The sequence below is a fragment of the Scytonema sp. HK-05 genome, from assembly GCF_963872035.1.
Taxonomy (GTDB): domain Bacteria; phylum Cyanobacteriota; class Cyanobacteriia; order Cyanobacteriales; family Nostocaceae; genus Kalymmatonema.
In genome coordinates, this window is the sequence record NZ_CAWMYC010000138.1 from 35166 (window position 1) to 57641 (window position 22476).

The window sequence follows — 22476 nt, forward strand, 5'->3', positions numbered from 1 at the left end:
TCCGCGCCTGATGCGGTTCGTTACTTCCTGTGCGCTTCTATGAAAATTCCCGAGTCTCCAAAACTTAACCTCAACCAATTAAGGTCTGCTAAAAGACAAGCGGTTAATCTTGCAGGCGCAGAATTCATAAAAATAACACCTCTGCTGCTAGAAAATTCTTTACCTCTGCTCATTCAAACGACTGTAGAAGGTGTAAACTTAGTTGCATGGGCCGCAAGCAATCGAGAGTTGATTGCAACCCAATTGCTTAAGCATGGCGGCATTCTGTTTCGGAATTTTCATCTTAAAGGGTATCAAGAGTTTGAGCAATTCATCTCCACTGTCACTGGAGAGTTACTGGAATATCGCGATCGCTCCTCACCTCGGAGTGCAGTTGAAGGCAAAATTTATACATCAACTGACTATCCAGCTAACCAAAGTATTTTTCTCCATAGCGAGAATTCTTACGCCGCCTCTTGGCCCCTAAAAATCTTCTTTTACTGTGTGACGCCTGCACACCAAGGTGGAGAAACACCAATAGCCGACACGCGAAAATTGTTTCAACGAATTGACTCAAAGATTCGCGATCGCTTCATCCAAAAAAGAGTGATGTATGTCCGTAACTTTGGCGATGGCTTTGGTTTGCCTTGGCAGACGGTTTTTCAAACAACCAATTCAGCCGAAGTAGAAGCATTTTGCCGTAGTAATGGCATTGAGTTTGAGTGGAAAGAGGGCGATCGCTTAAGAACTCGCTCCTGTCGGCAGGCTGTTGCTACACACCCACAAACAGGTGAACAAATCTGGTTTAATCATGCTGCATTTTTTCATGTGTCAACTTTGGAAGCAAACATCCGTGAAGCATTGTTAGCAGAGTTCGCAGAAGAAAACCTGCCACACAATACTTATTACGGTGATGGTTCACCAATTGAAGCTGACATATTAGATGAAATTCGTGCAGCTTACCAACAAGAGATGGTTGTTTTCCCCTGGCAAGCTGGAGATATTTTAATGCTCGACAATATGCTCACAGCACACGGAAGAATGCCATTTGTAGGACCGCGAAAGGTCGTAGTAGGAATGGCAGAACAATTTATTAGTCAAGATATTTAGTCCTAAGTACGGAGAAAAATCATGCTAGAGGAGATGCAGGGCTTTCGACTCTCACCCCAGCAAAAACATCTGTGGCAATTGCAAGAAATTGATAACCTCCCCTATCGTTCTCAATGTGCTGTTTTGATAGAGGGAAATTTAGATATCAACACTTTAAAAGTAGCCATAGAAGAATTTGTCAGTCGGCATGAAATACTCCGTACTAATTTTCATTGCTTGCCTGGTATATCCATACCTTTTCAAGTTATTGGAAAGAGTGGTATTTTCTGGGGCGAAAACTACGATTGGAGTAGTTACAACCAGCAAGAACAAGAAGAATTGTTGCAAGCATTATTTCATCAGTTAAACCAACAACCGTTTGATTTGGAGCAAGGTTCCTCCTTGTCCTTATCTTTAGTGACTCTATCGCCAACCAGATATATTTTGCTTATTTGCCTACCTGCACTTTGTGCAGATGCTGCAACGCTAAAAATTTTGGTGCGAGAAATCAGCCAGTTTTATGCAGCCTGTGTACAGGATGAACAGCTAGATGATGAAGAAACACTACAATACGCAGACTTAGCTGAGTGGCAAAATGAATTGTTGGAAGGAGCAGATACAGAAGCAGGCAGAGATTATTGGCGAAAACAGGATATTTCGGCATTGACAAGATTAAAGCTTCCTTGGGAAAAACTGTCTGCTGAAGAAGTAAAATTTCAACCTCAAACGCAAAGTTTTACAATTGCACCAGCTTTAGTAGAAGAAATTGAAACCTTAAGCCAGCAATATGATATTTCTGTAGCTCAGTTCTTGTTGGCTTGTTGGCAGGTATTGGTATGGCGTATTACTAAACAACAAGACATAATTCTTGGATTGTATTTTGATGGACGTAGATATCAGGAACTAGAAGCGGCTTTGGGTCTGTTTGCAAAATATTTACCTATACGAATTAATTTAGAAGCAGAGCCTGAATTTCGAGAAATATTACATATAAATCACGAATATATAAATCATATTTCTAAGTTACAGGATTATTTTAACTGGGAACAAATAATAGAACTGCCTCCGAGTACCTCTTGCTTTTTTCCGATTTGTTTTGAGTTTGATGAACAGTTAGAAAAGCATATGGCTGCTGATGTGTCGTTTTCAATTCATCAGCAGTATGCTTGCACTGAACGGTTCAAAGTCAAGCTTTCCTGCCTTCGTCAAAATCGCACATTAACTACAGCGTTTCATTATGACTCCAACTTATTTCAAATAGAAGATATCAAGCGCTTAGCAGGACAATTTCAGACTTTGTTAGCAAGTGTTGTTGCCCATCCAGATGTAGCAATTAGTCAGTTAGAGATTCTCAGTTCCAGTGAAAGGCAACAACTCCTGTACCAGTTCAACAACACCGAGCGAGATTATTCTCAAGGCAAGTGCATTCACCAACTGTTCGAGGAACAGGTACAAAGGACGCCTAACAACATTGCTGTTATCTTTGAAGACCAACAATTAACCTACCAAGAACTTAACCAGCAGGCTAACAAAATCGCTCACTACTTGCAAAAGCAGGGGGTGGGATCAGAGGTCGTGGTGGGGCTGTGTGTAGAACGCTCTCTTGAAATGATTGTAGGACTTTTGGGCATCCTTAAAGCTGGTGGAGCATACGTACCCCTCGACACAGCATTGCCAGCAGAGGCTTTGGCATTACGTCTACAGGATGCTCAGGTGCCAGTGGTGTTGACACAACAGCAACTAGTCAATCTTTTGCCTAGTGATGTTGCACAGGTCATTTGTCTGGATGCAGATTGGGAAGCAATTGTAAAAGAAAGTGATGTTAATCCCGCCAGTAGGGTAACAAGTGAGAATCTTGTCTATGTGCTGTTTACTTCTGGTTCCACAGGTAAACCCAAGGGTGTTGCCATTGAACATCAGCAACTTGTTAATTATGTCCATGCCATTATTGAGAGGTTAAACTTACCTGAAAACGCCAACTTCGCATTGGTGTCTACCTTTGCTGCGGACTTGGGTAACACCGCTCTCTTCCCTTGCCTGTCTACGGGTGGATGTCTGCATATTATGTCCTATGAACGTGCTACTGACCCAGCAGCTTTTTTGGAATATCTAAGCAAACATCCAATCGACTGTCTCAAGATTGTTCCCTCTCACCTTGCCTCTCTTTTGACATCTTCTACACCCCAGTCTCTTATACCTAGAGAGCGACTCATCCTTGGTGGTGAAGTTGTTAATTGGCAACTGATTGAACAGACTCAGCAGTATGCGCCTGATTGCCAAATTTTTAATCACTACGGTCCGACAGAAGCGACTGTCGGTGTCCTGACATATCGAGTAGATTATAACGAGCTTTCTTGCCATCGATCCAAAAACCAAAATCTAAAATCTAAAACAGTCCCCCTCGGTCAACCAATTGCTAACACGCAGGTGTATGTGCTGGAAGAACAACTCCAGCCTGCACCCATCGGAGTCAAGGGCGAAATATACATTGGTGGTGCAACTCTAGCGCGATGCTATCTGAACCAGCCCGAACTCACGGCTGTTAAATTTATTCCCGATCCCTTCAGCAATGAACCAGGAGCGAGACTTTACAAAACTGGTGACTTAGGTCGTTATCTAGCAGATGGCACGATTGAATTTCTTGGTCGCAGCGACTACCAAGTTAAGATAAGGGGCTTCCGTGTTGAATTAGGGGAAATTGAAGCGGTACTCAGCCAACACCCAAGTGTGCGGGAGGTTGCAGTCATTGCGAGAGATTCTGGATCGAGTCAAAAGTATTTGGCAGCTTATATAGTACTGTCCCAGGAATCGCCTTGCCTAGTTAGTGAACTGCGTCATTATGTGCGGGCAAAGTTGCCAGAGTATATGATGCCTTCAACCTTTGTCATACTCAAAGCGCTGCCGCTAACTCCTAATGGTAAGGTAGACCGTCAGGCACTGCCAGAACCTGACCAAACCAACCCTGAGTTAGAAAAAACCTTTGCGACTCCTCGTACACCAATTGAAGAGGTACTAGCTGGGATTTGGGCTAGAGTGTTGGGTGTTGAGCAAGTGGGTATTTATGATAACTTCTTCGAGCTGGGTGGACACTCTCTGCTGCTTACCCAAGTTGTTTCCAAGGTGCGCGAAGCCTTTCAAGTGGAGTTGGCGCTGCGAAGCCTGTTTGAAACACCCACAGTGGCGGAGCTAGCTCAGAAGATTGAGACGGCAATGAGCGATGGGCAGAAATTAGCAACTCTACCTATCGAGCGAGTAAAGCGGGAAAGCGAGTTACCACTGTCTTTTGCCCAGCAACGGTTGTGGTTCCTCGACCAATTAGATCCGGGCAGCCCTTCTTACAACATTTCTAGAGCTATACTGCTTAAAGGTTCGTTGAATGTGCTAGCGCTAGAGCAAAGCTTTAACGAAATTGTGCGACGCCATGAAGCCTTACGAACGAGTTTTACAGGCGTAAATGGGCAACCTGTGCAAGTGATTGCTTCGGCGCTAAACATTACCCTGCCAGTAGTAGACTTGAGGCAGTTACCTCCAGAGGAACGAGAGGCAGAGGCTCAACGACTGGCTAAGTTGCAAGCGCAGCATTCTTTTGACTTGAGCCAAAGTCCATTACTACAAGTCACTCTCTTGTGGCTCAAAGAGAACGAGCATATATTGCTGTTCACCATACACCATATTATTGCGGATGGCTGGTCAGCTGGCGTGCTTGTTAGTGAAATAGCAACGTTATACGAATCATTTTGTGTTAAGTTGCGATCGCCACTCCCTGAACTGTCCATTCAATATGCGGACTTTGCCATTTGGCAGCGACAGTGGCTGCAAACAGAGGTACGCTCTTCCCAGATGGCTTACTGGAAACAGCAGTTAGGCGGCAACTTGCCTGTGTTGGAACTACCCAGCGAGCGCCCACGACCAGTTGCTCAAACCTTTACAGGGAAAACGCAGTCATGGCAAATTCCCAAGAATCTAACTGAAGCGCTAAAGTCTCTCTCGCAGCAAGAAGCAGTCACCCTGTTTATGACCTTGCTAGCAGCGTTCAAAACATTGCTGTATCGCTACACAGGTCAAACAGATATCTTGGTTGGTTCTCCCATCGCCAACCGCAACCGTAGTGAAATAGAAGGGCTAATTGGCTTTTTTGTCAACACCCTTGTATTGCGTACCGATTTATCAGGCAATTTGAGTTTTAGAGAGTTGCTGCGACGGATTCGGGAGGTAACGCTGGATGCTTATGCTCACCAAGATTTGCCCTTTGAACAGCTTGTAGAAGAGTTACAGCCAAACCGAAATCTAACCCACACGCCGCTGTTTCAAGTGATGTTCGTTTTGCAAAATGCCGCAATGGAATCGCTGAAGCTTTCAGGATTGAGTCTGAGTCCGTTGGAAGTGGAAACGGAAACAGCCCGGTTTGATTTAACTGTGTCCCTAACAGACACCGAACAAGGATTGATAGGGGTATTCGAGTACAACAGCGATTTATTTGATACTGCCACCATTACTAGAATGCAGGGGCATTATCAGACATTACTCGAAGCAATTGTAGCCAATCCCGAACAGCGTTTATCTAACTTACCAATCTTGACGCTCGCAGAACGACAGCAGTTGCTAGTGGATTGGAATGATACACAGGTTGATTACCGTTATGCCTGCATCCATCAGCTATTTGAGGCACAAGTAGAACGAACACCAGACGCCGTAGCAGTAGTCTTTGAAGAAGAACAACTGACTTACCAGGAGTTGAATGCTAGAGCAAATCAAGTAGCGCACTACTTACAAACATTGGGCGTGAGACCAGAAGTGCTGGTGGGCATTTACGTAGAGCGATCGCTCGAAATGGTAGTAGGACTCTTGGGTATTCTCAAAGCGGGTGGTGCTTATGTACCGCTAGACCCTAGCTATCCACACGAACGATTGGCTTTCATTCTAGGAGAGACCAAAGTATCAGTGCTGTTAACTCAAAAGAAGTTAGTGGCAGTATTACCTGAACATAAAGCTAAGGTAGTATGTTTGGATGCGGACTGGGAGGAGATTGTCAAACAAAGCGCTGACAATTTGATCAACAAAGCAACCACTGAAAACCTGGTATATGCAATCTATACCTCCGGCTCAACCGGACAACCAAAAGGAGTGCAAATTACCCACGGCGCTTTGGTTAACTTTTTAAGTACAATGCGCCTGACTCTGGGGCTAACTCAGGAAGATATTCTCTTATCAGTTACCACACTATCTTTTGATATTGCAGCATTGGAACTATACGTGCCGCTGATTGTCGGCGCTCGTTTAGTCGTAGTCAGCCGTGAAGTTGCCACTGACGGAACCCAGTTGTTAGAACAGCTAGCAGACTCCAAGTCAACGGTTATGCAAGCCACGCCAGCCACCTGGCGGCTGCTGCTAGCTGCTGGATGGGATGGCCATTCGCAATTAAAAATCCTTTGCGGCGGTGAAGCCCTCGACCGTTCCCTTGCCAATCAGTTGCTGGAACGAAGTACACAAGTTTGGAACTTATACGGTCCCACAGAAACCACCGTTTGGTCAGCAGTCCAAAAGGTGGAAAGCAACAAGGATCTCAACGGACGAGATAGCATTGTCTCTATCGGTCGCGCGATCGCCAACACACAAATATATCTCCTAGATAACCATTTGCAACCCGTACCCATTGGTGTACCAGGTGAGTTACATATCGGCGGTGTTGGCTTAGCCAGAGGTTATTTCAACCAACCAGAACTGACATCTGTTAAATTTATCCCGAACCCCTTCAATCAAGAGTCAACTTCCCGGCTTTACAAAACTGGCGATTTAGCCCGGTATTTGCCAGACGGAAACATCGAGTTCTTAGGACGGATTGACAATCAGGTAAAAGTCCGGGGCTTCCGTATCGAACTTGGGGAAATTGAGGCAGCATTAAACCAACATCCAGGGGTACAGACGAGTGTGGCTGTAGTCTGGGAGGATGAACCAGGTGACAAACATTTGGTAGCCTATCTAGTTCTACAACCAGAACAGACAGTTACGACGAACGAAATGCGCCGCTTCCTGGCGGAGAAATTGCCTCGTTATATGGTACCCTCCGCGTTTGTCATGCTGGAGATGCTACCTTTGACACCTAATGGTAAAGTAGACCGCCGCGCATTGAGAGCACCTGATATTGCCAAACGCAACATAGAAGCAGCTTTTGTTGCACCTCATGATCCAGTGGAAGAAGTGGTAGCGGGAATTTGGGTTCAAGTCCTTGGTGTGGAACAGGTTGGTATATATGACAATTTCTTTGACTTGGGTGGACATTCATTACTAGCGACTCAAGTTCTTTCTCGCATTCGTCACACCTTCCAGATAGATTTACCGCTACGCCGCTTGTTTGAGTCACCAACAGTTGCTGGATTAGCCAAAAGCATTCAGGAGGTCATAAAGGCACAGCTAGGACATGAAGCTCCTACTATCAAACGTGTCTCCAAAGACGGCAATCTACCTCTGTCCTTTGCTCAGGAACGATTGTGGTTCTTAGAGCAACTACAGCCTGGTAGTTCTACGTACAACACACCAGCCGCCATACGCCTTGTTGGTTCCCTAAATGTGGATGCACTAGAGCAAAGCTTGAGTGAGATTGTACGCCGCCATGAAGCTTTACGTACGACCTTTGGTGTGGTGGATGGGCAACCATTTCAAACTATAACCCCAACCCTAACTGTAAAACTTCCAATAGTTGATTTGCGGAAGTTGCCAGAAGCTGAACGGGAAACTGAGATTCAACGACTGAGTGCAGAAGAATTTCAACGCTCTTTTGACCTAGATCAAGGTCCATTACTGCGATGCACTCTTTTACACATCGGCGAGCAAGAGCATATCGCGCTATTTACAATCCACCATATTGTCTCAGATGGCTGGTCGATGGGTGTGTTCGTTCGGGAGTTGGCAGCACTGTATCGAGCTTTCTCTGCCGGAAAACCCTCTCCATTGCCTGAACTGCCCATCCAGTATGCAGACTTTGCCGTGTGGCAACGACAGTGGTTGCAGGGTGAAGTCCTCCAAGCCCAACTCGCATACTGGAAGAAGCAATTGGGGAACAACCTCCCGGTACTGCAATTACCTACAACTCGTCCTCGAACAGAAGTAAAAACCAGCCGAGGTGGTGCTCAATCCTTCGTCATTCCTTCCACCCTGTCCGCAGCGCTTCAAACCCTGAGCCGACAAGAAGGTGCCACTTTGTTTATGACCTTGTTGGCAGGTTTTCAGGTGCTGCTACAACGCTATGCAAATCAGGATGATATTGTTGTTGGCACTGATGTTGCCAATCGCAACCGGGCGGAAACAGAATCATTAATTGGTTTTTTTGTCAACCTGCTTGTCTTACGCACCGATTTAAGCGGTAACCCGAGTTTTCAGGAGTTGCTCCTCCGAGTGCGCGAGGTCACATTAGAAGCTTATGCCCATCAGGACTTGCCTTTTGAGAAATTAGTAGAAGCTTTGCGTCCTGAGCGAAGTTTGAGCAACACGTCGCCACTATTTCAGGTGTTGTTTGTTCTTCAAAATGCCTCAATGCCAGCCTTAGAATTGCCAGGACTGACATTAAGCCAATTGGAAGTTGAAAACAAAATCGCAAGGTTTGATTTAGCGCTATTTCTCACAGAAACAGAACAAGGAATCGTGGGCAAGTGGCAGTACAATGCTGATCTTTTTGACGACTCCACCATCAAGCGCATGACAGGTCACTTCGAGATGCTGCTTAACAGCATTGTGGCGCAACCCGATGCTCGGATCAACACTTTAGAAATGCTGACAGAAACGGAAAGACAACAACAAGCTATGCAAAAAAGCGATCGCCAAGCGTTCAAGCGGCAAAAGTTTATCAGCATTGCCCCCAAAGCTGTTAGCTTATCACAAACAGAATTGATTAAGACTGGCTATCTTCAAGCAGGCGCAACATTTCCTCTAGTCATTCACCCAAATGTTCACGAAATCGATTTTCTGGCTTGGGCTAAAAGTAACCGAGAATTTGTAGAGACACAATTATTCCAACATGGAGCCATTCTTTTTAGAGGTTTCAATGTAGGTTCTGTGTCTCAATTTGAAAGTTTTGCTCAAGCGATTTGTCCAGAATTGTTCGGTGAGTATGGCGACTTACCGCGTGCAGGATTAGGCGGTAAAGTTTATGGTTCTACCCCTTACCCATCCGACAAAGCTATTTTGTTCCATAATGAAAGCTCTCACTTACATCAGTTTCCTCTAAAAATTTGGTTTTTCTGTGTACAACCAGCTTTACAAGGTGGAGAAACGCCCATTGTAGATTGTCGGAAAGCTTACCAACTCCTTGAACCAAAGCTGCGAGAAAGATTAGCGCAAAAGCAATTAATGTATGTCCGCAACTACACAGATAGTCTGGATGTTAGTTGGCAAGAATTTTTCCACACGAATGAAAAATCTGTAGTAGAAAATTACTGTCGTCGAGCGAAAATTGATTTTGAATGGTACGATAATAATGGTTTAGTAACTCGCCAGATTCGTCCAGCCCTAGCAGCACATCCCAAAACTGGCGCTCAAGTCTTTTTCAATCAAATTCAGCTACACCATATAGCCTATTTAGAGCCAGACGTTCGTGATTCTTTGTTATCTTTATTTGGAGAGACAAAACTACCGCGCAATGTTTACTACGGAGATGGAACTCCTATAGAGAACTCGGTCATTGAACAAATCAATGAAGTTTATCAGCAGTCTAAAACGAGCTTCCCTTGGCAGCAAGGAGACATTTTGATGCTAGATAATATGTTGGCTGCACACGGACGCAATGCTTATGTAGGAGAACGTAAGATTGTAGTCGCAATGGGAGAAATGTTTCAAAATCAAGATATTGCAAGCAAAAGCGTATAAGGAGGAAGTCAGTCAATGATAACTGAAACTATTAGCGGTTTTCGTCTTTCTCCTCATCAGAAACGTCTTTGGTTATTGCAAAAAGAAAGTGGCGCTGCTTATGTAGCTCAAAGTGTCATTTGTATTGAAGGGAATTTTAAACCTGAGGTATTAAAAGCCGCTTTACAAAACATCGTCAATCGCCATCAGATTCTGCGAACAACATTTCATTGCCTACCAGGTATGAAAATTCCGGTCATGGTTGTAAAGGATAGCAGTGTCTTGTCTTGGCGAGAGATTTATTTGAGCAAGGATAACTCTCAAAAATTCACAATTACATCTATTTGTCAAGAAGAAAAATCCCACCCTTTTGATTTTGAGCAGGGACCTCTGCTGCGTTGCTCTCTACTACAATTGTCAGCCAACAAGCATATCTTGGTAGTGACTCTACCTGCGCTTTGTGCTGATGCTAGAACTCTAAAGAATTTATTTGCAGAAATCAGCGATTCATACTCTGCTTGTTTGCAGGGTGAAGATTTTAGCAAAGAAGTTGTACAATATGTGCAATTTTCTGAGTGGCAGAATGATTTACTGGAAGACTCAGAAGCAGAAGCTGGTAAAAACTATTGGAGTCAGCAAGATTTTTCTGCTCTAGATACGTTGACGTTACCTTTTGCAGATAATTTTTATCAAAAAACAGAATTTCAACCGCAAGTTTATAATTTTACGCTTTCTCCCCATCTCACTCAAGAAATTAAAACGAACCACAGAGGCGCAGAGACAAGAGGAGGAGAAGGCTTAAACTCTAATTTAGTTTCTTTATTCTTGCTTTCATGCTGGCAGATATTACTTTGGCGGTTCACAGGACAGGCAGAGATTATTGTTGGTAAAATCTGTCATGGCAGAGAATATGAAGAACTGAATGATGTCTTGGGGCTATTTGCAAAATCGCTACCAATTACCAGTCGCTTAAATACAGATTTACACTTTTCGGAAGTCTTACAACAGGTCACTCAAGCTGTGGAAGAAGCTAACGAGTGGCAAGAAGATTTTATTTTTGAAAAAAATGTAGAAAGTTTTCCCTTTATTTTTGATTTTGAACAATTGCCAGAAAAATGTTTGGCAAGTGATGTATTGTTTTCATTTGACACCCAATATATTTGTCTTGAGCCTTTTCAAATTAAACTATCTTGTATTGATAAAGAGGAGTTTTTAGAGTTAGGGTTTTATTATAATGCCAATTTATTTTCAGCCGATGCGATTCATCGCCTAGCAGAACAATTTCAAACTTTATTAACCAGCGCGATTGAAAATCCAGATGTGGCAATTAGTCAGTTACAAATACTGCCACCTAATCAGCTGGAGCAACTACTCATCGATTTCAATCAAACGCAGGTCGATTCTCCACGAAACAAGTGTATTCACCAACTCTTTGAAGAACAGGCAACTCTCACACCAGATAAAATTGCAGTTGTTTTTGAGGATAAACAACTCACATACAGCGAACTCAACCAGAGTGCTAATCAACTAGCCCACTACCTACAAAAGTTGCGAGTGCAGCCTGATGTCGTGGTGGGTATTTGCTTAGAACGTTCCTATTTAATGATAGTGGCAATGCTGGGCGTTCTCAAAGCTGGTGGAGCGTACTTACCACTCGATCCGGGGCTACCGAAAGAGGCGATCGCCTTCCGTCTACAGGATGCTCAAGTACCAATACTCTTGACACAACAAGGCATTGATTCAATCCAAAATTCCAGAGTAGTGTCTTTAGACACCGACTGGAAAGATATTGCTAGGGAAAGTACAGAAAATACCACCAGTAAAGCCACACCTGAGAATCTAGTCTATGTAATATATACCTCCGGTTCTACAGGCAAACCTAAGGGCGTTGCAATTGAGCATCAGCAACTTTGCAATTACCTGTACGGCATTTTAGAAAAGCTGGAACTGCCCAAAGATGCCAGTTTTGCCACCGTTTCCACTTTCGCAGCAGACTTGGGCAACACGGTCATTTTCCCTTGTCTTTGCACTGGGGGCTGTCTCCATGTCGTTTCTTGGGAAAGGGCGTCTGATGCAGCAGCACTAGCAGCATATTTCCGTCGCCATCCTATCGACTGCCTAAAAATAGTTCCTTCGCACATATCGGCGTTGTTGACTTCCAGTGACATTGAGTCTATTTTGCCCCGCCAGCTACTCATTCTCGGCGGCGAAGCAACTGATTGGCATTTGGTTGAGACGATTCAGCAATATGCACCACACTGCCGGATTATCAATCACTACGGTCCGACAGAAACCACTGTTGGGGTGCTAACTTATACTGTATCCCCCCAACCTCCTTTAATAAGCGGGGAGCTCAAAGCAGCAACAGTTCCCATAGGGCGACCAATTGCCAATACCCAGGTTTACGTGTTGGATAAGCAGTTACAGCCAGTTCCTATAGGAGTTCCAGGTGAACTGTACATTGGTGGAAAATCATTAGCGCGGAGTTATCTCAACCGCCCCGAACTAACTGCTGACCGATTCATTGCCAATCCCTTTGTGGATTTTAAATTGGATCGGCTGTACAAGACAGGCGATTTGGTACGCTATTTACCAGATGGAAATCTAGAGTTTCTCCATCGCCTCGATGACCAAGTGAAAATCCGGGGCTTCCGTATAGAGTTGGGAGAGATTTCAGCCGTACTCAGCCAACACCGGGCTGTGCAGGAGGTGGTCGTTGTTGCCAGAGAGGATGGTGGTGACAAGCGCCTAGTCGCTTATATCGTTCCCTCAGTACCCAACACGCAGCACTTAACACTGACTGGTGACCTACGTAGTTTGCTTAAAGAAAAGTTGCCGGAATACATGATACCGTCAGCTTTTGTGGTGCTGAAGGCTTTACCGCTGACATCAAATGGTAAAATAGACCGCCATGCACTTCCCGCACCAGATGAGGCAGCGCTGATCGAAAAAACTTTTGTAGCGCCCCGTACTCCGGTCGAAGAAGTCATAGCCGCGATGTGGGCGCAGCTTCTGGGCGTGCAACGGTTGAGTATTGACGGCAATTTCTTTGACTTAGGTGGACACTCCCTGCTTGCAACGCAGGTGATTTCCCGACTCCGTACTGCCTTTGGTGTAGAAATACCACTGCGACAGTTGTTTGCATCGCCAACAGTAGCCGGACTGGCGGCGCATATTGAAACAGCGATGAGGGCTGGTCAAGAACTAGAAACTACAGCGATTCCTCGCGCTGCTAAGGACAAAGATTTACCACTGTCTTTTGCTCAATGGCGGCTATGGTTTCTCAACCAACTGGAACCTGGATCGCCCTCGTACAACCTTCCCAGAGTCATTCGGCTCACAGGTTCACTCAATATTGCCGCATTGGAACAAAGCTTCAACGAAGTTATCAAACGGCACGAAGTTTTGCGAACCACCTTTGCCAGAGTCAACGGGCAACCAATGCAAGTCATCCACCCCAAGATGGATTTGAGATTGTCGATTTTAGATTGCACCACAATTCCCCAATCCCAAATCCAAAATTTCATTCTTGAGGAAGTGCAGCAAGGCTTTGACTTAGCCAAAGGACCATTGTTGCGAGCCAAACTCCTGCAAGTGGGTGAACAGGAGCATCTATTGCTGTTGACAATGCACCACATCGTCTCCGATGCTTGGTCAACGGGTGTGCTGGTTGAAGAGATGGCAGCACTTTATGCAGTATACTGTGAAGGCAAACCCTCTCCCCTGCCGGAACTGCCTATCCAGTATGCCGACTTTAGCGTTTGGCAACGAGAGTGGCTGCAAGGAGAGCAGTTGCGAGCTTTGTTAGATTACTGGAAACAGCAACTGCAAGGCGACCTGCCAGTTTTGGAACTGCCCGCAGACCGTCCCAGACCGAGTGTGCAAACCTTTGCAGGCAAGGAGCATTCCTTCGTACTGTCCAAGGAACTCACAGAGGCGCTCAAGACCCTCAGCCAACAGGAAGGTGTCACCTTGTTTATGACACTGTTGGCGGCGTTCAAAACCTTGCTCTATCGCTACACAGGACAGCAAGACATCCTAATTGGCTCTCCCATCGCCAACCGCAACCGAGGTGAAATTGAATCATTAATTGGCTTTTTTGTCAATACCTTGGTGCTGCGAACCGATTTGTCTGGCAATCCCAGTTTCCGAGAGTTGCTAGGAAGTGTTAGGGATTGTACCTTGGCAGCATACGCTCACCAAGACTTACCTTTTGAGAAGCTGGTGGAGGAATTGCAACCGGAACGCAACTTGAGCCACGCACCACTGTTCCAGGTGATGTTTGTTTTCCAGAATGCCCCAATGAAAACATTGGAGCTACCTGCTTTAAGCATACAGCCTTTGAAAGTCAACAGTGGAACGGCGAAGTTTGACTTGACCCTATCGATGCAAGATACAGAGCAGGGACTGATTGCCACCTTTGAGTACAACACCGATCTCTTCGATGAAGCAACGATTTCTCGCTATTCAGGGCATTTTCAAACTTTGCTCGCAGGTATCGTCGCAAATCCACAGCAGCGCCTTTCTGAGTTGCCTTTGCTGACAACAACTGAGCAGCAGCAGCTAGTAGAGTGGAATAATACTAAAACTGAATATGGCAATGAATTGTGTTTGCATCAGTTGTTTGAGGCGCAGGTAGAACGAACCCCAGATGCTGTAGCAGTGGTGTATGAGAATGAGCAACTGACATATCAGGAACTGAACGAGCGGGCAAATCAACTGGCACATTATTTACAAAAGCTGGGCGTGAGACCAGAGGTACTGGTGGGAATTTGTGTAGAGCGATCGCTAGAGATGGTCATCGCACTTTTGGGTATTTTCAAGGCGGGTGGCGCTTATGTACCGCTAGACCCAAGCTATCCCCAAGAGCGATTGGCTTTCATGTTAGAAAACTCTCAACCAAGCGTGTTGTTAACCCAGCAGCGCTTGCTTGAGAGTCTTCCTACACATACAGATCGCCTAGTTTGCCTAGACACCAACTGGAAACTTATTGCCCGCGAAAGCTCAGAAAACCCTGTTTGCAATACTACTGTCGATAACTTAGCTTACGTTATCTACACCTCTGGTTCTACGGGTAAACCAAAGGGAGCGATGAATACCCACCGGAGCATCTGCAATCGCTTACTCTGGATGCAAGACGCTTACCAATTAACAGCAGCAGATAAAGTTTTGCAGAAGACACCCTTGAGCTTCGATGTGTCAGTCTGGGAATTTTTCTTACCATTGTTAACAGGTGCGCGTTTAGTGGTGGCTCGACCAGAGGGGCATAGAGACACTAACTACCTAGTCAATTTGATTGCACAGCAGCAAATCACCACCGTGCATTTTGTACCTTCCATGCTGCAAGTGTTTCTTGAAGCAGAAGGTCTTGAATCTTGTAAGTGTATCACACGGGTGATTTGTAGTGGCGAGGCGCTGCCAGTTGAACTTCAAAAACGCTTTTTTAATCGTCTGGACGCTGAATTACACAATCTCTACGGTCCGACCGAAGCAGCGGTAGATGTAACCTTTTGGAAATGCGTACCTCAAAGCAATACCCATCGCCAGACAGTGCCCATTGGTCGTCCGATTGCCAATATCCAAATTTATCTGTTGGATTGGCATCTCAACTCTGTGCCTGTGGGAGTTACGGGCGAACTGTACATCGGCGGTGTAGGAGTCGCGAGGGGCTATTTGAATACTTTTGAACTGACAGCAGAAAAATTCATCCCCAATCCCTTTAGTAACGAGTCGGGAGCGCGTCTGTACAAAACTGGGGATTTAGCCCGTTATCTGCCAGACGGGAACCTAGAATTCTTGGGGCGGATTGATTACCAGGTGAAGATTCGGGGATTCCGCATTGAGTTGGGAGAGATTGAGGCGGTGTTGAATCAACACCCAGCGGTGCGGGAAACCGTAGTGGTGGCAAGAGAAGAACAACCTGGAAATAAGCGCTTAATCGCTTATATAGTTACAAATATTTCAACTAATTTAAATGAAAGCACTGTTTTTGCTATCAGCGATCAGCACTCAGCATTGATTAATGAACTGCGTAGCTTTGTCAAAGAAAAGTTACCAGAATACATGATGCCTTCTGCTTTCATGCTGCTTGAGGCAATGCCTTTAACACCTAACGGTAAGGTGGATCGTCGGGCACTGCCAGCACTGGATCGGCAAAGTCCAGAACGAGAAGCAGATTTCATCGCTCCTCAGACGACCGCCGAAAAACAGTTAGCCGCTATCTGGGTGCAAGTACTTGGTTTAAAACAGGTAGGTGTAAATGACAACTTCTTTGAATTGGGTGGGGATTCTATTCTCAGCCTTCAGGTAATATCTAGAGCCAACCAAGCAGGTCTGCATCTGACTCCTAAGCAGCTGTTTCAACATCAAACAATTGCCCAACTGGCAGCAGTAGCTGGCACAAGCAACCAGATTCAAGCTGAACAGGGACTGGTCACGGGGTCAGTCGCGTTGACACCAATTCAGTACTGGTTCTTTGCACAAGATTTGCCAGACGCACATCATTGGAATCAGTCGCTTCTGCTGGAAGTGCAACAGCCACTTAATCCCGTGCTACTAGAACAGGTCGTGCAGTCGTTACTACTACATCACGATGCACTCCGCCTGCGTTTTACAAAACAGGACATAGGCTGGACTTCAGCGATCGCCCCTCCTGACGAGTTGATACCACTAACACAGCTGCATTTGTCAGCCGTACCGCAAGAGGAGCAGGAGGCTGCTATTGTAGCAGCCGCTAATGAATTCCAAGCGAGCCTGAATTTGTCAAAAGGTCCATTACTACGGGTTGCTTACTTTGACCTTGGTGGAGATCGGCACAGCCGCTTGCTTTTGGCGACCCACCACTTAGTTATTGATGGTGTTTCTTGGCGGATCTTGGTTGAGGATATGCAGACAGCCTACCAACAACTTAGTCAGGGAAAGGCAGTCCAGTTGCCAGCCAAAACTACTTCGTTTAAACAGTGGTCGGAAAGACTGCAAGAGTATGCCCAGTCAAGAGCTTTGCACTCAGAGTTAGATTACTGGTTAAGAACACATCAACCAGCTAAGTGCATTCCTGTAGATTATCCAGGGGGAGAAAACACAGAGGCGACAGCCCACACCGTTTCGGTAGCCCTCTGTGTGGAAGAGACTCAAGCTTTGCTGCAAGATGTGCCAGCAGCGTATCGCACTCAGATAAACGATGTTTTGCTCACGGCGCTGGTGCAAGCATTTGCCCAGTGGACAGGACAATCTTCACTGCTCATTAACTTGGAGGGTCACGGGCGAGAAGAACTGTTTGAGGATATAGACCTATCCCGCACTGTGGGCTGGTTTACTTCTATGTTTCCCGTGCTACTTACTTTGGGAGAGGCTGCCAATCCCAGAGAAGCCCTTTTAGCTGTCAAAGAGCAACTGCGGGGCATCGCAAATCGAGGACTAGGTTATGGTGTGCTGAATTATATAAGTGGGGTGAAGGAAATTTCTGAGCTACCAAAACCTGAGGTGATGTTTAACTACTTGGGGCAGTTTGACCAAGTTATACCACAGCCATCCCTATTTGGATTGGCTCAATCCTCCAAGGGTGCGGAGCGCAGTTGGCGGGCCAGCCGGACTCATCTGTTGGCAGTCAACGGTGTCATCTCCCAAGGGCGACTACAAATGAATTGGACTTACAGCGAGAAGCTGCATAAGCGCACTACAATCGAGGCGCTGGCTGAGGGGTTTATAGAAGCGTTGCGATCGCTCATTGCTCACTGTCAGTCCTCCGATGCAGGCGGTTTTACGCCTTCAGATTTCCCGTTGGTGCAACTGAGTCAAGACGGACTTAATCAAGCATTGGGCAAGATTTCGTTTTAGGGGAGATAAACAACATGAGCTTAAAAAATATTGAGGATGCCTATCCTTTATCTCCCATGCAACAGGGAATGCTTTTCCATAGCCTTTGTGAGCCAACATCAGGGGTATATGTTCAACAAATCAGTTTTGAACTGCATGGGAAGTTGAACATTGCTGCATTTGCCCAAGCTTGGGAGCGAGTCGTAACTCGGCATCCAGTGCTACGCACCGCCTTTGTCTGGGAAAATCTGGAAAAACCGCTTCAGGTGGTAGGACGACAGGTAACACTCCCTTGGGAAAACCAAGACTGGCAGGGAGTACCAACAGATGAGCAACAACAACGACTGGAAGCTTTACTGCAAAAAGACCGCCAGCGAGGTTTTGAACTTACACGCGCACCGCTCATGCGCCTTTTGCTGATTCAGCTGCAGGAAATTAGTTATTACTTTATCTGGAGCCATCACCATCTGCTTTTTGACGGCTGGTCTTTGTCCATAATCTTCAAAGAAGTTATTGCCTACTACCAAGCGTTTTGTCAGGATGAGAACCTCGTTTTGGCACAACCGCGTCCTTACCGAGATTACATCGCTTGGCTACAGCAGCAGGACTTGTCTTGTGCGGAAGTTTTCTGGCGCAAACAGCTCAGTGATGTACAAACTCCCACGCTACTCTTAATGCGGCAGGTTTCTCAAAAGTTAACTGACCAAGAAGAAAGCTACGATAAGCAACAAATTCGCTTATCACACGCAACCACAGCCGCACTACAGTCCTTTGCACAGCAGCATCAGCTGACACTGAATACCTTGGTGCAGGGAGCTTGGGCTTTGCTGTTGAACTGCTACAGCAGTGAAGAAGATGTGATTTTTGGGGCTACAGTCTCCGGTCGTCCTCCTTCTTTGGTGAAAGCCGATTCGATGGTAGGGTTGTTTATCAACACGCTGCCAGTCAGAGTACAAGTGCCTGCCGAACAGTTCCTGCTGCCTTGGCTCCAGCAATTACAGGCTGAATGCGCTTCAGCGCGTCAGTACGAATATACTCCGCTCTTTGAAATCCAAAAATGGAGTGACATTCCGCCCGGTATGCCTTTGTTTGAGAGTATCGTGGTTTTTGAGAATTACCCTGTAGAGGTGCACCTTAGGGAACACAATCTCAACTTAGATATTCGCAATTGGCGTGGCTTTGAAAAGACGAATTATCCTCTGACCCTGAGTGCAGTACCGGGTTCAGAGTTATTGCTCAGGATATCCTACCAAAAGGGCGATCACTTTGACACTGCCACCATCGACCGGATGCTAGGGCATCTTAAGACATTGTTGGAAGGGATGGTCGCCAATCCCCAAAAACGTCTCAAGGAGTTGTCACTTTTAACAGAAGCTGAGCGACAACTGCTGGTAGACTGGAATGATACACAGGCTGACTATCCTCAAGACCAGTGCATTCACGAACTTTTTGAGGCTCAAGTAGAGCGATCGCCCGACGCCATTGCTGTCATCTTTGAAGACCAACAGTTAACCTACCGGGAGCTGAACACAAAAGCAAATCAATTAGCACACCACTTGCAAACACTGGGAGTGGCACCAGAGGTACTGGTGGGTATTTGTGTGGAGCGATCGCTAGAGATGGTCATCGCACTTTTGGGTATTCTCAAGGCGGGTGGTGCTTATGTACCGCTTGACCCAGCATACCCTCAAGAACGGTTGGCTTTCATGCTGCATGAGACCTCTGTGCCGGTGCTGCTTACCCAAGCACGGCTGTTAGAGAGTTTGCCTTATCATCAAGCCAAAGTCATTTGTCTAGACGCAGACTGGGACGCTATCTCCCAACAGCGTCAGGAAAACCCTACTGGCTGGGTAACAATTAACAATCTCGCCTATGTAATTTATACCTCTGGTTCTACAGGCAGACCCAAAGGGGCGATGAACACCCACATGGGCATTTGTAATCGCTTGCTCTGGATGCAGGATACCTATCAGTTCACGCCAGCCGACAGCGTTCTACAAAAGACCCCCTTCAGCTTCGATGTGTCAGTTTGGGAGTTTTTCTTGCCATTGTTAGATGGATCTCGTCTGGTTGTTGCCCAACCAGGTGGTCATCAGGATAGTGCCTATTTGGTGAAGCTGATTGCCCAAGAGCAAATTACCACGCTGCATTTCGTCCCCTCTATGCTCCAAGTTTTCTTACAAGAGCCAGGACTTGAGAAATGTAAATCCCTCAAACGAGTAATTTGCAGCGGCGAGGCGTTGCCCTTTGAACTCCAAAAACGGTTCTTTGCCAGTCTAGATGCCGAATTGCACAACCTCTATGGTCCGACTGAAGCTGCCATTGATGTCACCTTTTGGACTTGCAAGCGTCAAAGCGATTTACCAATTGTTCCTATCGGTCGCCCGATTGCAAATACGCAGATTTATCTACTGGACTCTCAAGGACAACCCGTTCCTATTGGCGTGCCAGGGGAACTACATATAGGCGGCAAAGGACTAGCACGGGGCTACCTCAACCGCCCCGAACTGAGTGCTGAAAAATTCATCTCCAACCCCTTTAGCGACGAACCAGGAGCGCGGCTTTACAAAACTGGCGACTTATGTCGCTATCTACCAGATGGCAACATTGAGTTTCTCGATCGCATTGATAATCAGGTGAAGATTCGCGGCTTCCGGATTGAACTCGGAGAAATTGAAGCAGCGCTAACACAACATTCAGCGGTGCGAGCGAGTGTGGTTGTGGTTCGCGAGGATGAACCAGGTTCTAAGCGTTTGGTAGCATATGTAGTTCCTCACCCAGAGCAAGCACTGACAATTACTGAACTGCGGCGCTTCCTTAAGGACAAACTGCCTGAGTATATGATGCCTTCTGCCTTTATGATACTAAAGGCACTGCCGCTAACGCCTAACGGCAAGGTTAATCGACAAGCGCTACCTGCACCTGAGTTGGCTAGACCTGACTTAGAAAAATCTTTTGCAGAACCTCGTACCCCCATCGAAGAGGTACTAGCTGCCATATGGATTGATATTTTGAGGCTGGAACAAGTAGGTATCCACGACAACTTCTTTGAGCTAGGCGGACATTCACTGCTAGCCACCCAGGTTATTTCCCGGCTGCGCAAAGTCTTTCAAGTGGAGTTACCGCTGCGCTGTTTGTTTGAGTCGCCTACAATAGCTGAGCTAGCCGAAACCATTGAAAAGACAATGAAAGCGGGGCAAGGACTGATGGCTCCGCCTATAGTACCCGTTCCACGGGAGAAAAACCTACCCCTCTCCTTCGCCCAACAACGGCTGTGGTTCCTCCACCAGTTGGCTCCACACGACACCTCCTACAATATTTCTACTACTGTCCGTCTCATTGGTTCGCTCAACGTGCCAGCATTGGAACAGAGTCTTAACGAAATCGTGCGGCGTCACGAAGTCTTGCGAACCACCTTTACTGTAGAGAATGGGCAACCTGTCCAAGTTATTGCTCGAACCCTAACCTTGGCAGTGCCTGTGGTAGACCTCAGTGAAATCCCTGTTAATAAGCAGCAAAAAATACGTACGATTGCCAAAGAAGAGGCTGAAAAACCCTTCACTATTGATAAAAGTCCCCTGTTGCGAGTGACTCTTTTGCGACTAGGTGAAGCAGATAACGTGGTGCTATTCACAATGCACCACATTATCTCCGACGGTTGGTCTATGGGCGTAATTATCCGAGAAATCCCAACCCTCTATGAAGCTTTCTGTCTTGGCAAGTCCTCACCACTTCCTGAACTACCTATCCAGTATGCAGATTTTGCAGTTTGGCAACGCCAGTGGTTGCAGGGGGAGGTGCTAGAAACCCAGCTTGCTTACTGGAAGCAGCTTGGTAACAATCTTCCTGTTCTGAAATTACCCACAGACCGTCCTCGACCAGCGGTTCAAACTCACCGGGGGGCAAGACAATCTCTCTCGCTAGACAAAACCCTATCTGAGGCGCTGAAAAAGCTCACCACTGAGGAAGGAGTTACGCTGTTTATGACACTGCTAGCAGCTTTTGTCATCTTGCTGCACTACTATAGCGAGCAAGACGACATTGTTGTGGGTACCGATGTTGCCAACCGCAACCAAGCAGAAACTGAAGGGTTAATTGGGTTTTTTGTCAACCAATTGGTATTACGCACATACCTAGGAGGAAACCCCAACTTTCGAGAGTTACTGGGACGGGTACGCGATTGTACCTTAGGAGCATACGCTCATCAAGACCTACCATTCGACAAGTTAGTAGAGGTTCTCAATCCAGAGCGACAGTTGAGCCACACGCCGTTATTTCAGGTAAAAATCATACTCCAAAATACTCCAATCCAACCCTTAGAACTTTCAGGTTTGACCTTAAGTCCTTTGGAAGTGGAAAACACAACAGTAACACATGACCTACTCTTGGAGCTTATGGATACAGAGCAAGGAATAACAGGATTGTTGAAATACAACACAGACTTATTCGAGCAAAGCAGCATAACTCGAATGCTAGAACATTTTCAAACAATTTTACGCAATATCACTTCAGAGCCGAACGTCAAGCTGAATGAGCTAAAAACAGTTCTCATGCAAGTAGATAAACAGCAGCAAATAGCCAAAGAACAAACCTATCAAAACACTCTGCAACAAAAGTTAACCAACATTAAGCGCAAGTCAAATAGTAAATAATCATATCAGTTCGTAGTGAGGACTTTAGTCCTCTTTCCCGACAAACCAAGGACTGAAGTCCTTACTACAAATAAGTTTTATTATGGGCAATTAAGCGAACATG

General features: G+C 46.0%; 4 protein-coding genes. All 4 read left to right on the top strand.

The window, feature by feature from the left end; translation table 11 throughout:
• Positions 1-39 precede the first annotated feature (39 nt).
• Genes AACT52_RS31445 through AACT52_RS31460 form a run of 4 tightly spaced genes read left to right on the top strand, consistent with a single transcriptional unit; the run spans position 40 to position 22373 of the window.
• The gene (locus AACT52_RS31445; RefSeq protein WP_073634570.1) at positions 40-1089 is read left to right on the top strand and encodes a TauD/TfdA family dioxygenase; all 1050 of its coding nucleotides are present in this window, start codon (positions 40-42) and stop codon (positions 1087-1089) included.
• Positions 1090-1110: 21 nt separating this feature from the next.
• A complete protein-coding gene (locus AACT52_RS31450; protein WP_073634571.1) occupies positions 1111-9927 on the top strand; it encodes a non-ribosomal peptide synthetase in 8817 nt (2938 codons plus the stop codon).
• Positions 9928-9942: 15 nt separating this feature from the next.
• Positions 9943-17742 carry a non-ribosomal peptide synthetase gene (locus tag AACT52_RS31455; protein ID WP_073634572.1) on the top strand — a complete coding sequence of 2600 codons (7800 nt, stop codon included), beginning with the start codon at positions 9943-9945 and terminating at the stop codon, positions 17740-17742.
• 14 nt (positions 17743-17756) lie between these two features.
• A complete protein-coding gene (locus AACT52_RS31460; protein WP_073634573.1) occupies positions 17757-22373 on the top strand; it encodes a non-ribosomal peptide synthetase in 4617 nt (1538 codons plus the stop codon).
• The last annotated feature ends 103 nt before the right edge of the window (positions 22374-22476 follow it).